Origin of the sequence: Blautia parvula, from assembly GCF_020215665.1 — a bacterium.
GTDB classification, from domain to species: Bacteria; Bacillota; Clostridia; order Lachnospirales; family Lachnospiraceae; genus Blautia; species Blautia celeris.
This window is the reverse complement of record NZ_CP084061.1, coordinates 1,680,264-1,695,545: the sequence shown is the minus strand read 5'-3', so window position 1 is coordinate 1,695,545 and position 15,282 is coordinate 1,680,264. Positions and strand designations below refer to the sequence as shown.

Annotated in this window: 15 protein-coding genes; all 15 read left to right on the top strand. The window is 50.3% G+C overall.

Features of this window, described 5'->3' with window-relative positions; all coding sequences use genetic code 11:
• The first annotated feature begins 6 nt into the window (after window positions 1-6).
• The 15 genes from citD to LC508_RS07865 all read left to right on the top strand — a co-directional run bounded on the left by citD (window position 7) and on the right by LC508_RS07865 (window position 15,240).
• Window positions 7-279 (top strand): citrate lyase acyl carrier protein, encoded by a 273-nt coding sequence (citD, locus tag LC508_RS07935; protein ID WP_033142738.1) that lies wholly within the window; start codon window positions 7-9, stop codon window positions 277-279.
• Complete coding sequence (locus tag LC508_RS07930; protein WP_033142739.1) at window positions 276-1,154, top strand: HpcH/HpaI aldolase/citrate lyase family protein; 879 nt, start codon at window positions 276-278, stop codon at window positions 1,152-1,154. Before citD ends, LC508_RS07930 begins: the two co-directional genes overlap by 4 nt.
• The gene (citF, locus tag LC508_RS07925) at window positions 1,147-2,550 is read left to right on the top strand and encodes a citrate lyase subunit alpha (RefSeq protein ID WP_033142740.1); all 1,404 of its coding nucleotides are present in this window, start codon (window positions 1,147-1,149) and stop codon (window positions 2,548-2,550) included. Before LC508_RS07930 ends, citF begins: the two co-directional genes overlap by 8 nt.
• Before the next feature lie 20 nt (window positions 2,551-2,570).
• On the top strand, window positions 2,571-3,008 hold the full coding sequence (glmS, locus tag LC508_RS07920; protein ID WP_018594830.1) for a methylaspartate mutase subunit S: 438 nt from the start codon (window positions 2,571-2,573) through the stop codon (window positions 3,006-3,008).
• 15 nt (window positions 3,009-3,023) lie between these two features.
• Window positions 3,024-4,412: a methylaspartate mutase accessory protein GlmL gene (gene glmL, locus LC508_RS07915; protein WP_033142741.1), complete on the top strand. Its 1,389-nt coding sequence runs from the start codon at window positions 3,024-3,026 to the stop codon at window positions 4,410-4,412.
• Window positions 4,396-5,844: a methylaspartate mutase subunit E gene (locus LC508_RS07910; RefSeq protein WP_033142742.1), complete on the top strand. Its 1,449-nt coding sequence runs from the start codon at window positions 4,396-4,398 to the stop codon at window positions 5,842-5,844. The genes glmL and LC508_RS07910 overlap by 17 nt, the downstream gene beginning before the upstream one ends.
• A gap of 90 nt (window positions 5,845-5,934) precedes the next feature.
• A complete protein-coding gene (locus LC508_RS07905; protein WP_033142743.1) occupies window positions 5,935-7,185 on the top strand; it encodes a methylaspartate ammonia-lyase in 1,251 nt (416 codons plus the stop codon).
• 89 nt (window positions 7,186-7,274) lie between these two features.
• Window positions 7,275-8,213 (top strand): alanine-tRNA synthetase second additional domain-containing protein, encoded by a 939-nt coding sequence (locus LC508_RS07900; protein WP_033142744.1) that lies wholly within the window; start codon window positions 7,275-7,277, stop codon window positions 8,211-8,213.
• Window positions 8,214-8,246: 33 nt separating this feature from the next.
• Window positions 8,247-9,092, top strand: coding sequence for a fumarate hydratase (locus LC508_RS07895; protein ID WP_033142745.1), 846 nt, complete (start codon window positions 8,247-8,249; stop codon window positions 9,090-9,092).
• A 32-nt stretch (window positions 9,093-9,124) separates the two neighbouring features.
• Window positions 9,125-9,661, top strand: coding sequence for a Fe-S-containing hydro-lyase (locus LC508_RS07890; protein WP_054352855.1), 537 nt, complete (start codon window positions 9,125-9,127; stop codon window positions 9,659-9,661).
• A gap of 216 nt (window positions 9,662-9,877) precedes the next feature.
• Entirely contained in the window at window positions 9,878-11,485 is a 1,608-nt protein-coding gene (locus LC508_RS07885; protein WP_225305344.1) for a sensor domain-containing diguanylate cyclase, read from the top strand.
• Between the two features lie 161 nt (window positions 11,486-11,646).
• On the top strand, window positions 11,647-12,513 hold the full coding sequence (locus LC508_RS07880) for a hypothetical protein (protein WP_103731749.1): 867 nt from the start codon (window positions 11,647-11,649) through the stop codon (window positions 12,511-12,513).
• Between the two features lie 12 nt (window positions 12,514-12,525).
• Entirely contained in the window at window positions 12,526-13,350 is an 825-nt protein-coding gene (locus LC508_RS07875) for an MBL fold metallo-hydrolase (RefSeq protein ID WP_103731750.1), read from the top strand.
• 277 nt (window positions 13,351-13,627) lie between these two features.
• The gene (locus tag LC508_RS07870; protein ID WP_103732714.1) at window positions 13,628-14,419 is read left to right on the top strand and encodes an SseB family protein; all 792 of its coding nucleotides are present in this window, start codon (window positions 13,628-13,630) and stop codon (window positions 14,417-14,419) included.
• A 14-nt stretch (window positions 14,420-14,433) separates the two neighbouring features.
• Window positions 14,434-15,240 (top strand): amidohydrolase family protein, encoded by an 807-nt coding sequence (locus LC508_RS07865; RefSeq protein ID WP_054352859.1) that lies wholly within the window; start codon window positions 14,434-14,436, stop codon window positions 15,238-15,240.
• Window positions 15,241-15,282: the final 42 nt, after the last annotated feature.

Here is a 15,282-nt window from a genome sequence, read left to right as displayed (position 1 = left end):
AAACCTGTGAAGATTCTCAAGAATGCAGTAGCAGGAACCCTGGAATCCAGTGATTTGTTCATTCAGATCGAACCGGATGACAAAGAGCTGATCCTGGAAATTGACTCTGTAGTAGCCAACCAGTATATGGATTCCATTCGGGCCGCTGTACTGGACACACTGAAAGAATTTGAAGTGTCTACAGGGAAAGTTTTTATCAAGGACAAAGGCGCATTGGACTGTGTGATCCGTGCGCGTATGGAGACCGCATTAAAAAGAGGGGGAGTTGAACAGCCATGAGACGAACCATGTTGTTTTTGCCGGGAAATACGCCGAACATGCTGATTAACGGTGACACCCTGGGAGCTGATACCATCATCTTTGATCTGGAGGATGCGGTATCTCCGGATGAAAAGGACGCAGCCAGAATACTGGTGAGAAACGCCCTTCGCTACCAGTCCTATCCGGGCTGTGAGACTGTGGTGCGGATCAATCCCACAGACACCGCGTTCTGGAAAGAGGATTTGAGAGCTGTCATTCCCCTGAAACCGGATGTGATCATGCCCACAAAAGTAAACGGCGGTGCCATGATCCGGGAAGTATCTGCCTGTATGGCAGAGGTGGAACGGGCAGCAGGAATAGAGGAGGGAACTGTTAAGATCCTTCCGCTCATTGAAACTGCTATGGGTGTGGAGAAGGCTTTTGAGATCGCGACTGCGGATGCCAGAGTGATCGGCCTGTTTTTAGGCGGTGAGGATTTTACCGCTGACCTGCACTGTAAACGGACAAAAGAGGGAAATGAGATTTTCTATGCCAGAACCAGGCTGGTGTGTGCAGCCAGGGCCTGCGGCATCGAAGCATACGATACACCGTTCACGGATGTGGAGGATATGGAGGGCCTTGAAAAAGACACAGAGTTTGCCAAGAGCCTGGGATTTGCCGGCAAGGCAGTCATCTCACCGCGCCATGTGGACATAGTCAATGCCGTATTTTCACCCACAGAGGCGGAGATCGCCTATGCCCACGATGTGATGGATGCCATTGAAGAGGGCAAGCGTCAGGGCAAGGGCGTGATCTCCCTCCGCGGCAAAATGATAGATGCCCCCATAGTAAAACGCGCCTCCCAGGTGCTGGAAATGGAGAAAGCCATTTATGGAGGTGCGCAGTATGAGTAAATTACTCGGTTCATTAAAAGAAGCCATTGAAAAGACAGGTTTGAAGGATGGAATGACGATTTCCTTCCATCATCATATGAGAAACGGGGACTATGTGCTGAACATGGTGCTCGCCCAGGCTGCCGAGATGGGAATCAAGAATCTGACCGTGAACGCAAGTTCCATATTTGATATCCATGAACCCATTATCGGACACATCGAAAGCGGTGTTGTCACTGGCCTGGAGTGCAACTACATGGGCGGCAAGGTGGGAAAAGCCATCTCCCGGGGAATCCTGGAAAAGCCCGTGATCTTCAGAAGCCACGGCGGAAGGGCCGGGGACATGGAGAACGGTTCCTCCAAGATTGACATTGCGTTCATCGCCGCACCCTGTGCGGACAATATGGGAAACTGCAGCGGCAAGTACGGACCGTCTGCCTGCGGTTCCCTGGGCTATGCCTTCTCTGATGCCATGCATGCGGACAAGGTGGTGGTTCTGACTGACAATCTGGTGCCCTACCCACTGAAAGATACCTCTATTGCGGAAGGATATATCGACTATGTGGTGGAAGTGGAGCAGATCGGCGACCCCACAAAGATTGTCTCCGGAACAACTAAGATCACCCGTGACCCGGTGGGACTGCGCATCGCAGGACTGGCCGCGCAGGTGGTAAAGAACTCCGGATACTTAAAAGACGGATTCTCCTTCCAGACAGGAGCCGGCGGTGCATCCCTGGCTGTTGCCAAATACGTGGAGGAGATGATGGAAAAAGACCATATCAAAGGCAGCTTCTGCATGGGCGGGATCACCGGATATCTGGTCGATATGGCGAACAAAGGGTATTTTGAAACCATTCTGGATGTGCAGTGCTTTGATTTAAAAGCTATCGAATCCATCCGTGAGAATCCAAAGCATCAGGAGATATCCGCTATGCGCTATGCTTCTCCGGCAGCGAAAAGTGCCGCGGTAGACAGCCTGGATGTGGTGATCCTGGGAGCTACCCAGGTGGACACGGACTTTAATGTAAATGTACATACAGACTCCAATGGTTACATTATGGGCGGCTCCGGCGGACACTGCGATACAGCGGCAGGCGCCAAGCTGGCGATCGTGGTGGCTCCCCTGATAAGGGCAAGACTTCCCCTTATCGTGGACCAGGTGCTCTGTAAATCCACACCGGGCAGCACCGTGGATGTGATCGTAACGCAGAGGGGCATTGCAGTCAATCCGGCCCAGAAGGAACTGAGGGAGAAATTAGAAAAAGCCGGACTTCCGGTAAAAGATATCAAAGAATTAAAGAAGATCGCAGAAGAGATTGCGGGCGTACCGAAGGCCGTAGAACGGGGAGACAGGGTCGTTGCGAAAGTCCTGTACCGCGACGGCACACTTTTGGATACCATTAAAAATACTATATAACTGGAAGGGAGCGGTTTACAGTGGATAAGAAAAAATTAGTCATCGGTGTTATCGGAGCCGATGTGCATGCGGTAGGCATCAGTATTCTGGAACATGCATTTACGGGTGCAGGGTTTGAGGTGATCAATCTGGGGGTTATGGTTTCCCAGGAAGAGTATATTTCAGCAGCCATCGAGACCAATGCTGACGGCATTATGGTTTCCTCTCTCTACGGACACGGAGAGCTGGACTGCAGAGGTCTTCGCGACAAATGTGATGAGGCCGGATTAAAAGGCATCCTTCTCTATGTGGGCGGCAATATCGTAGTGGGAAAACAGCCCTTTGACGAGGTGGAGAGACGCTTCAAAGCCATGGGCTTTGACCGTGTATTCGGGCCGGGCACTGCACCGGAGACAACCATTGCAGCGCTTTATGAGGACCTGGGAATCCCGGAAGAAGACCAGCAGGCAGCAGAATAAAAGGGGCGATGGAAAATGAAACCAGTTCTTTTGGTGGACTTTGGAAGTACCAACACCAAAGCGACAGCTGTTGACGTGGAGAATTGCGAGATTCTGGGAACGGCGGCGGCATATACAACAGTAGAGACAGATATCAACAATGGTCTTCATGATGCCATACAGATTCTGGAGAAGACCACAGGCCATCTGGAATTCGGTGAGACGTACGCCTGTTCCAGCGCAGCCGGCGGACTGAAAATGATTTCCTGCGGACTGGTTCCCGAGCTCACAGCCCAGGCTTCCAGGGAGGCATCTCTGGGTGCAGGCGCAAAGGTATGGAAGACCTACTCCTTCCAGCTCACAAAAGGCGACATGAAGGAGATTGAGGAATACCATCCGGATATTATCCTGCTTACAGGGGGAACGGACGGCGGAAATACAGACTGCATCCTGTACAATGCAAAGATGCTGGCAGGACTCAGCTATGACTGTCCTGTGGTCATTGCAGGCAACCGCTGCTGTGCGGATGACTGCCAGGAGATCCTGGCCGGTAGGACCACTTACATCTGTGAGAACGTGATGCCGAGGCTGGGCGAGCTGAACATTGAACCCACGCAGAAGCAGATACGGGAGATCTTCCTGAACCGCATTGTGCAGGGAAAGGGACTGACCCAGGCCATGGATCTGATGTCCGGCATTATCATGCCCACACCGTCAGCCATGCTGACAGCCATGGAACTTCTCTCAGACGGCTGGGACGAGATTCCCGGGATCGGAGAACTGGTGGGCGTGGATCTGGGCGGGGCCACCACGGACGTATATTCTGTGGCAGAAGGAAGCCCGGCCAACACTATGACCGTTATCAAGGGACTGCAGGAGCCTTACACCAAGCGGACCGTGGAGGGTGACATAGGGATGCGGTACAGCGTCAGGGGCATCATGGAAGCAGCAGGAGACAGAAAGCTTGCCAAGATCGCGGGACTTGCCCGGAACAAGGTAAACGAGCTTGTGGACTATCTGGAACACCACACAGATTACATTCCTGACAGCGAAGAGATGGAAAAGATGGATTATGCACTGGCATGTGCAGCCGTTGAAACCGCGGTTGCCCGCCATGCCGGTTCTCTGGAACAGGTCTATACCCCCAGCGGGCTGACCTTTGTACAGAGCGGAAAGGATCTGCGCCGCGTAAAATACGTGGTAGTTACGGGGGGCGCATTGATCCATGCAAAACACACAGAAGAAATTGCAAAGTATGCACTATTTGATGAAAGCAGTCCTGCCTCATTAAGGCCGGAAAAAGCGGAAATCTTAGTGGATAGAAAGTATATCCTGGCTGCCATGGGACTGCTATCAAAACAGTACCCCCAGGCTGCCCTGGAAATCATGAAGAAGGAGATTGCTTATTATGGACATAAGGAATAAGAAATTATCTGATGATGAGTTCTATGGAATACGGAAAGAGGTTATGGAACAGTGGCCTACCGGAAAAGAAGTAAACTTCGAGGAGGCCATAGATTACCATAAAGCGATGCCGGAGAGCAAGAGCTTTTCACGGAAACTGGCAAATGCCAAAAAAGAGAGAAAAACGCTGATCCAGCCAAGAGCCGGTGTGGCACTGATTGACGAGCATATCAAACTGCTGCAGTATCTGCAGGACAAGGGCGAGGCAGATTTACTGCCCACCACCATTGATTCCTATACCCGTCAGAACCGCTACGAAGAGGCTGAGGTGGGGATCAAAGAATCTATCCACACACAGAAATCCATGCTGAACGGTTTTCCGGCTGTAAACCATGGCGTATTCGGCTGCCGTTCTATTATCGAGAATCTGGATACCCCGGTACAGGTACGCCACGGCACACCGGATGCCAGACTGCTGACAGAGATCTGTTATGCAGGCGGCTTCACAAGCTATGAGGGAGGCGGTATTTCTTATAATATTCCCTATGCCAAAGATGTGCCCCTGGAGAGAACGATTTATGACTGGATGTATGTTGACCGTCTGACAGGCATCTACGAGGAAGCAGGTGTTTCCATCAACCGTGAGCCATACGGCCCTCTGACCGGAACACTGGTTCCGCCCTCCATGTCCAACGCAGTGGCTATCATTGAGGCCATGCTGGCGGCAGAACAGGGTGTAAAGAACGTGACAGTAGGCTATGGCCAGTGCGGTAACCTGGTTCAGGACGTTGCAGCCCTCAGAGTTTTAGAGGAGCTGACAGAGGAATATCTGGAAAAATACGGCTATGAGGACGTGACCGTTACCTCCGTGCTCCATCAGTGGATGGGCGGTTTCCCGCAGGATGAGTCCAAAGCATTTGCGGTTATCTCCTGGGGAAGCTCTGTGGCGGCCCTGGCAAAAGCTACAAAGGTGATCGTAAAGACACCTCATGAAGCTATGGGCGTTCCTACCATGGAAGCCAATGCACAGGGACTGCGCTGTACCAAACAGGCTATCTCCCTTTTGGCAGACCAGGAACTGAAAAGCTCTGCCTTAGAGCTTGAAAAAGCCATCATCAAAGGTGAGACCTGTGCGATCGTGGACAAATGCTTTGAGCTTGGCATGGGAGATCTGGCACTGGGCGCCATCCGCGCAGTGAAGGCAGGTGTCCTGGATATTCCGTTTGCACCCAGCAAATACAATGCAGGCAAGATGCTTCCGGCCCGTGACTTTGAAGGCGCTGTGCGTTACCTGAACGTAGCCAACGTGCCGTTGCCAAGAGAGCTTAAAGACTTTAACCAGGGCAAGATTGAGCACAGAGCGAAAATGGAGAAGAGAAAAGCATCCTTCCAGATGGTCATTGATGACGTATATGCCATCAGCAAAGGCAGACTGGTTGGTAAACCAAAATAAAATCACAGCATAACCCGGAATATAGAAAATCAGAACTGCCCGGACATTCCGGGCGGTTACAGAAAATCACAATAATAGGAGAAGTGTATCATGAAAATTGTAGACGTTGTTTGTTCCAAAGCAAGAACAGGTTTTTTCTTTGATGACCAGAGAGCGATCAAAAAAGGTGCTGTAGCAGACGGTTCCGCGTACTTTGGCGAGACTGTGACACCGGGGTTCAAATCCGTAAGACAGGCAGGAGAAGCCATCTCCGTTATGCTGATCCTGGAAGACGGACAGATCGCATGGGGAGACTGCGCGGCTGTTCAGTATTCCGGCGCAGGCGGAAGAGACCCGCTGTTCTTAGCAGAGGACTTTATTCCGATCATTGAAAAATATATCAAACCGGAACTGGTAGGCAGAGAGGCAGACAGCTTTAAAGACCTGTGTGCAATGCTGGAAAACCTGCAGGTTGACGGTAAGAGACTGCACACAGCCATTCGCTACGGTGTAAGCCAGGCAATTCTGGATGCTGTTGCAAAATCCTCCAAGAGACTGATGTGTGAGGTAGTGGCAGATGAGTACGGCACAACCGTTTCCGAGGAGCCGATTCCCATCTTTACCCAGTCCGGTGACAACAGATATGACAACTCTGACAAGATGATCTTAAAGGGAGCGGCAGTTATGCCTCATGCCCTCATCAATAACGTAAAGACAAAACTGGGCGAGCACGGTGAGCTTTTGAAAGAGTATGTAAAATGGTTAAGTGACCGTGTGCTGAAACTGCGCAATGACGAGAATTACATGCCTGTATTCCACATTGACGTATACGGCACCATCGGCGCTATCTTCGGCGTGGACAACTACACCGCAATGGCAGATTATCTGGCAGAGCTTGAGGAGGCCGCAAAACCTTTCCACTTGAGGATCGAAGGACCTATGGACGCAGAGGAGAGAGAAAAACAGATGCTCTGCTTAAAGGGATTAAGAGAAGAAGTAGACAGAAGAGGCATTGACGTGGAGCTGGTTGCCGACGAATGGTGCAACACTCTGGAAGATGTAAAATACTTTGCAGACAACAAAGCAGGCCATATGGCTCAGATCAAAACACCTGACCTGGGCGGCATCAACAACATTGTGGAAGCTGTTCTTTACTGCAAGGAAAAAGGCTTCGGCGCTTATCAGGGAGGTACCTGCAACGAGACAGACCGTTCCGCACAGGTCTGCGTAAACTGCGCAATGGCTACCAAACCGGACCAGATCCTGGCAAAACCGGGTATGGGTGTTGACGAAGGATACATGATCGTCTACAATGAAATGCAGAGGATCATTGCCCTTAGAAATGCGAAAAAAGCAAATTAAATGAAAATGAATGACTATGCCAGACGGTTCTGCGGGCTTCTGCCTGCAGGATTGTCCGGCTATTTCAGCATTTTGGGAAGGAACAGTCTATGGCATATTCAAAACAGATGCAGGAAGGAAACCTGTACAGCTTTTATTTTGCGCCCAGAGGAAACCGTCGTATGGCGGATCTGGGGATGCAGCTCAGTCAGATGTATTTGAGCCCTTTTGACCATATTATAGGAATCATAGGAGATGCCGGAGCGGGAAAGAGCCTGCTCATAAAAGGTATGTTTCCCGGTATTGACCTGACCAATGACGATGAGGGCGTGAATATCAGGCCCCTGCCCCTGCTGCATGAGGACCTGACGGACCCGTTCTCCCCGCATACTTATCATCTGGATATCCGCTTTGAATCCGCATTTACCCAGATGCATGTGCTGGCGGACACCATTCTGGATGCCGCCAATCACGGGAAACAGGTCATTGTGGAACACTTTGATCTGATCTACCCCATGCTGCACAGAAATGCGGATCTGCTTGTAGGCATTGGCGAGGAGATCATCATCACCAGACCGAACATGTTCGGCCCTCTGCCGGAGAATATAGCGAATATTGTGCACAAATCCGTAAAATACAGGAAGATGGCCCATACCCTGGAGGATCTGTGCGTGTACTATATGGGAGACGGCTTTGCCCAGGACGGCCCGCGCTCGGATGTGCGCCACGGATTCGTGCTGGAGTTTGAGGAAAAGCCGGATGTGGATTTATATGAGCTGGAGAAAAAGGTGAAGGATGCAGTGAAGCAGGATTTATCTGTATCCTACTATGATGAGAACCACGTGCAGATCGGCGAGATGGTCCTGGAGTGTCTGGGGCCGCGTATGCATGTATCCAGCACAGGAAAAATAGAGGATTTCACCCTGGTAAAAGACTATCCCATTGATCCCAGAACCGGCTATTATATGCTGGTGGGACTGATCGGTAAGCACAGGTCTGAGGATTTGTCAGACTTTAACCGCATTGACGTGAAGCGGCAGTTAAGCTGAGCAGGGAAGAAATAAGATTTGGAGGAAAAAGGCATGGTTCGTAGTGTAAACGTTGAACTTTTAACAGATAACATCAAAGAGATGTGCATTCAGGCCAACCACTATCTTGCCCCGGATATGGACAGGGCAATGAAGAATGCCTGTGAGCGGGAGACAAAACCGCTGGCAAAACAGATTCTGGGACAGCTTCTGGAGAATCTGGATATTGCGGGAAAAGATATGATCCCCATCTGTCAGGATACAGGCATGGCGGTGGTTTTTCTGAAGATCGGACAGGATGTGCATTTTGAGGGCGGCAGTGTGGAAGAGGCTGTAAATGAAGGTGTGCGCAGAGGGTATGAGGAAGGATATCTTCGGAAATCCGTTGTGGGGGATCCTCTCATCCGTGTGAACACAAAGGACAACACCCCTGCTATCATCCATTATGAGCTGGTCCCCGGTGATCAGGTGGAGATCACGGTGGCACCTAAGGGCTTCGGAAGCGAGAACATGAGCAAGATCTATATGCTGAAACCGGCGGACGGCGTGGAGGGTGTAAAGGACGCCATTATAAACGCTGTGCGGGAAGCCGGGCCAAACGCATGTCCGCCTGTAGTTGTGGGTGTGGGCATTGGCGGCACCTTTGAAAAAGCGGCCATTCTGGCAAAGAAAGCCCTCACAAGAGAGGTGGGAACCCATTCAGAGCTGGAGCATATCAAAGCGCTGGAGGAGGAACTGCTGGCAAAGATCAATGGTATCGGTCTGGGACCTGCAGGTCTGGGCGGAGACACCACTGCCCTTGCCGTGAATATCAATACATATGCCACCCATATTGCGGGCCTGCCTGTGGCAGTGAACATCTGCTGTCATGTAAATCGGCATATTGTGAGGACAATCTGATCAGAATCTGATGAGAGTAAGGAGGTTACGCTATGGATAGATATTTGAAAGCGCCGCTTGACAGGGAAGAAGTGAAGACACTCCAGGCAGGCGATTATGTGTATATTACGGGAACTATTTATACAGCAAGGGATGCGGCCCATCTCCGCATGGACCAGACACTGGACAGAGGGGAAAAGCTTCCCATTGAGATGGAAGGCAATGTGATCTATTACATGGGCCCCACACCTGCCAGGGAGGGACGTCCCATCGGTTCCGCGGGACCGACCACGGCCAGCCGTATGGACAAATACGCGCCCAGGCTTCTCGACCTGGGCCTTACCGGAATGATCGGCAAGGGAAAGAGGAAAAAAGAGGTGACAGATGCCATTGTCAGAAACGGAGCTGTGTTCTTCGCAGCCGTGGGCGGGGCAGGAGCTCTGCTCTCCAAATGTATCAAGAAAGCAGAGGTCATCGCTTATGACAATCTGGGAACAGAGGCTATCCGCCGGCTTGAGGTGGAGAATTTCCCTGTGATCGTAGTCATTGATTCCCAGGGCAGGAATCTCTATGAGGAAGTAATGAAATAGTATAGGAACCGGTACAGCGGAAGGAAAATACACCTTCCGCTGTTTTTGTATATATCTCACAGTTACATGACAAAAATATACAAAAAAGAACAGAACGGGACAACGCTTCACCTTTACCTCTTCCTTTGTTATATGATATAATTACATAAAATGCAGGAAAAGTAAAAAGGATATAAAGGTGTAATGGAAGACTACATACCTGGGGGGAATACGTTTATGCAGCGGAAAAAACTGGAGGGCCGGAAAAAGACGGCGGTTATGGCAGCCGTCTTTCTTGCGGTCAACATACTGGCAGTCTGTCTGATCGGCAGAGGGGAGATAAGAGCAATTGACGGAAATCTGGCAGAACATGCAGGTGACACGGGAACGGCTTTCCATGAGATCATGGAGAATTACAAGCACTCCTTCCGGCTGTTTGCAGAGATGATGACCCAGGAGATCGGAAACCATCCCGAGCCTGACTCCATCTGGGATTATTTAAAAAGCATGGATTCTAAAATGCTGGAGATTGAGGGAGACACTTTTGACGGACTTTATATGTATTACAAAGGCCGCTATCTCTATAGCTGGGACACGCCATATTCCCAGTACGAGGAAACCGGGTATGTTGCAACTGAGCGTCCATGGTACAAAGCTGCTGTGGAGGGAAAAGGAGAGATTGTATTCACACCCCCTTATATGAGCTACGCAAACCATTACATTCTGACTACGATCTCACAGCTTCAGCCTGACGGGGAGACTGTCTTTGCCTATGATATCAAAATGGGGGATATCCAGAATCTGGTATCCGGACTCGACCGCTATGAGAAGGAACAGGTAATGATATTCGACGGCAGCGGAACCGTTATAGGAAGCACGGAAGAAAAGTATCTGGGAGGCAGCCTGTACGCGTCTTTGGATGAAACAGCAGACAGTGTGGAGGCTGCCAAAAAAGAGATGGAGGATGCCGCATCCGGTGCCCCGGAGGAACTGGCAAAGGCCAAAGATAAGAAGGAAGCAGCAGAGGCATTCTATGCTTTCAGGCAGGATTTGGGGAACGGGATGGAGAAGCTTCTTGATAAAAAAGAAGAGACGGTCCGTCTGAACCTGAACGGCAGGTCACAGTTCGGATACCTGCACAGGGAGCAGGATTTTAACTTTCTTGTATTGGTGCCTGCCATGTCCATTGTGAAGGCCACCATGACGGTATGGCTGATTCCTCTGCTTTTGACGGAGCTTCTGCTCATCTACGTCATAGGACGTGTCAGCAAGGGAATAAAGAACCGGGAGCTGAGAGATGCCTATGTGGAGCTTGGACAGACACAGAGAAGACTTGAAATCGCCCTGAGCGCGGCCCAGAAGGCTGCGGCAGTGGATGACCTGACCGGAATGATGAATTTCAAGTCCTTCCGCAAAGAAATCACCTCAGCCCTGGATGATATGGAGGAAGAGGAGAGAGGTATTCTGGTCATGATAGACGGAGACCATTTTAAAAGCATCAATGATAACTACGGACACAGTGTGGGGGATGAGGTGATCAAACTGACCGCACAGATGATCATCGGACGAATCAGGACCGTGGATCTGGCTTCCCGTCTTCACGGCGATGAGTTCGCAATCTTTATTGCCAACACCTCCGATTATTCGGTTGCCAGACGGATCATGGAGGATATCAACAACACCATCGGCAAAGAGGCAAAACGCCGCAATATGCCGTCCATCACCCTGTCAGCAGGCGCTGTGATCGCCGGACACGGGGATACCTATCTTTCCCTGGCAAAGGCGGCAGATGAAGCGCTCTATGAAGCAAAGGTCACCCACAACGGCGGATTTGCTTATCAATAAAAGAATATCTGACTTGTGAAAAGAAAAGCACAAAGGCTGCAGGCTCCGGCAGAGAAGGAGCGGCAGCTTTTGTGTTTTTATTGTTTTATGGTTATATCTGTCATTGGAATAAACGGAAACTTAGGGTATAATATGGAATAGAAACAGGAAAGGAAATCGCCATGAAAAAAAAGACATTGATTATAATTGCAGTAACAGGTGTGCTGGCCGCTGCTGCGGCTGTTTCGGTTTTCTGGTTTGGAAAGGAAAAAAGGGACAGGGAGGCAGAAGCTGCGGCTTTGGAAGCCCTGTTTTTGCGGGACGGGACCGGTGAGACGGTGGGAAACTATCTGTTCGTAGATACCAGAAACGGAACCCCTTTTACAGGCCCTCTTCCGGAGGGTGCTGTTCTGGATGAACGGGGAGATGAGCTGGAATCGTGGGAGCTTGAAAACGGCGACGTGGTAAAAATCTACGGCAACGGCGCTATGACCATGTCCTATCCGGGTCAGTATCCGGGTATCACCAAAATCATAAGGATGGAAAAAGAGAACCGGGAGCTGCTGGAACAATACGGTGAACTTCTGAAGCAGTTCAGTTTCCAGGAAGAAGCCTCCTCCCTGCCTTTTTTGAATCTGGAGTACAGCCAGCCTCAGGCAAATGTCACAGCAGCAGTAAACACTGTCGGCGGCTACCGCTGGGAATATGAAAATGAGGACGGTGAGACGGTCAGTGAAACCACAGACGCACCTTCCATTCTGCAGTGGAGCCAGTATGAGGAGATAAAGATACAGGAGCATACGGAAGTAAAACTTGTGTTTTCAAAAGAACCGGAAGAGATCACGGTGACCCGGTACGACTCTTCCATGCAGGGACAGGCAGGGGAGTCAGGGACAGAACCTGAGGGGGAATCCGTGGCGGTCTCTGCGGGGGAAGAGGGCAGTGTCCTGCAGGCAGAACCGGGATTTATCTACAGTGTAAAAGTGAAATGGGACAACGGGGAAGCGGAATACGGATTTCAGACCTTCCCCATGCCTTCCCTGCAGTAGAGGAAGCAGCAGATGAAGATAACGATATTGAATGAAAATACAGTTTACAGACAGGGGCTTTTTGCAGAACACGGGCTGTCTGTTCTGATCGAGGAGAATGACAGAAGGTTTCTGATGGATACAGGGCAGAGCGATGTGTTTTTAAAAAATGCGGAGACCCTGGGTGTGGACCTGACAAAACTGAACGGTATCATACTGAGCCACGGCCATTATGACCACTGCGGAGGCATGGAATATCTGGATGGCAGCCGCGGGATGCCTCCTGTGTACATACAAAAAAGCGCCTTTGAAAAGAAATACAGCGGTATGGAAGAAGACAAGCGCTTCATCGGCATTCCGGACAGCCACGCTGACTGGATGGCCCATGTCCGCTATACCAAAGACCTGGAAGAGATTGCCCCAGGCTTCTGGCTGATCGGGAAGATCCCGTACCGCACGGATTTTGAAAAGCGGCCTGCCGGCTTCTGGATCCGGGACAAAAAAGACGGAGGGCTTTGCTGGCGGGCAGATGAGATGGAAGATGAACAGATACTGGCCGTGAGCACAAAAAAAGGACTGTGCCTGTTCATGGGCTGCAGCCACAGAGGTGTGGTCAACTGCATTCTGCGGGCAGAGGAAGCCTTGCCGGATATACCTGTTTACAGTGTATTTGCAGGTATGCATCTTGGCAGGGCAGGGGAAAAACAGATCACAGGGACGATTGAGAGCCTGCAGAAGATGAACATCCCGGTGCTCATGCCGGTCCACTGTACGGGAAAAAGGGCAGCAGGCATGATGGCAGCGGCATTTGGAGATTCCTGTATCCTGCCGGAGACCGGACAGGTGCTGGAGTTTTGAGGTTACTGTTCCCTGCGTGCCCAGCAACCCGCTTCGCGATGCACAGATATGGAGCATTCTGCTCCATATCGCGCTGGCTGTCTCGGGATTTTCATGCCTTCGGCCTGAAAACACCTCGCGGGACAGTGGCGTGTGAACAGTAATTTGTAAATTTCCTGCCATAGCACAGAATGCAAATTTTTGAGGACAAGAACGGGATTTGGGTGTATACTAAAAGAAGAAAAAGCTGGCAGATCTCTGCCGTTAAAAAAAATATACAACAGGAGAACATAGAACAATGGACAAAGTAAGAATGGAGACAATTAAGAAAATTCAGCAGATGGAAGCCTTTTACGTGCTTTTTTCCAGAGGAACCAACAATCCTTTTATCATCTGCGATCCGGAGACATATAATGATCAGGTGTGGGTCTTTGAGGAAAGCAAGGATTTGGAGGAAAAGGCAAAACCGTATATGGAGCAGAAAAATCCTGTGGCCTCCATCAAGGTGGAGAACAAAAGTTTCCTGAATTTTTATTCCACACTTTTTACACTGGGTGTCAATGAGGTGGTTTTTGTGGAAAAGGATAAGACCACGGAATTTGACCTGGAGGAGATCGTGCGCAGACCGGATTTTTCCCAGCTCCCGGAGAACCAGAGACCGCTGTTTAATCCCCAGCTCCAGCTCACAGGCATTTATTTCATGCAGGAATTCAGAAGGGGCGTGGAAATGTCTGAGAAGGCGAACATCAATGAGCTGGAAGAAGAGATGGCAGCCAATCTGGTAAAGAGCAAATTTCTGGTGGCAGTGGAGAAGCAGGAGGAAGGCCAGGAAAATGTCCAGGTCCCCTATATCAAGAACAAGAACGGCGATGTATTCCAGCCTATTTTTACAGACCCGGGCGAATTCGCAAAGTTCAACAAAGATAAGAAGTTTAAGGCTGTCGTGGTAGAATTTAAAAATCTGGACAAAATATTAATTCCGCTGGCAAAAGGCGTTGTGGTCAATCCCCAGGGCTTTAATCTTATTGTCATGAGTGAACAGTTTGAAAACCTGCTGAAGCGTTTCGGAATCCAGAAAGAAAGCAAATAGGCGGGGCATCCAAAATGATCATAGATTTCCATACACATATATTCCCGGATAAAATAGCCGGGGCGACCATAGAAAAGCTTTCAAAAGCATCCGATTCTCCGGCATATACTGACGGAACCAAGGACGGACTTAAAAGATCCATGGAAGAGTCCGGGGTGGATATATCCGTAGTCCTGCCGGTGGTGACAAAGCCGCAGCAGTTTTCGTCCATTAACCGCTACGCAAGGGAGATCACTCCGGAAGAGTTCTGCGGCGGCGGTGAGTTTCTCTCCTTTGGCGGCATCCATCCGGACACGGAGAATTATAAGGCAGAGGTGGACCAGATCGCGGATATGGGTCTGAAGGGGATCAAGCTGCATCCGGACTATCAGAGAGTATTTATTGACGATATCAGGTACATGCGTATTATGGACCGGGCGGCAGAGCGGGGACTCATTGTCGTTGCCCATGCAGGGGTGGACGTGGGACTTCCTGAAGTGGTACACTGTACACCAAAACGTGTGGAACATGTGCTTCGCCAGATAGACGGGGGAATCCTGGTAATGGCACACATGGGCGGCTGGAACTGCTGGGAGGATGTGGAGAAGTATCTGGCAGGCAGCAGGCTTTATTTTGATACCGCTTACAGCCTGGGACATATGGAGGATGAACAGTTCATACGTCTGTCCCAAAAACACGGCGTGGATAAAATTTTGTTTGCCACGGACAGTCCATGGGATGGTCAGAAGGAATTTTTATCCCGTTTACGGGAAATGAATATGAAAGAGGATGAAAAAGAAGCCATTTTGGGGGAGAATGCGAGACGAATTTTAAAGCTGTAGATTTGTTTTGAGATCTGCAGCCTGTTGGGAAGGAGATGTTTT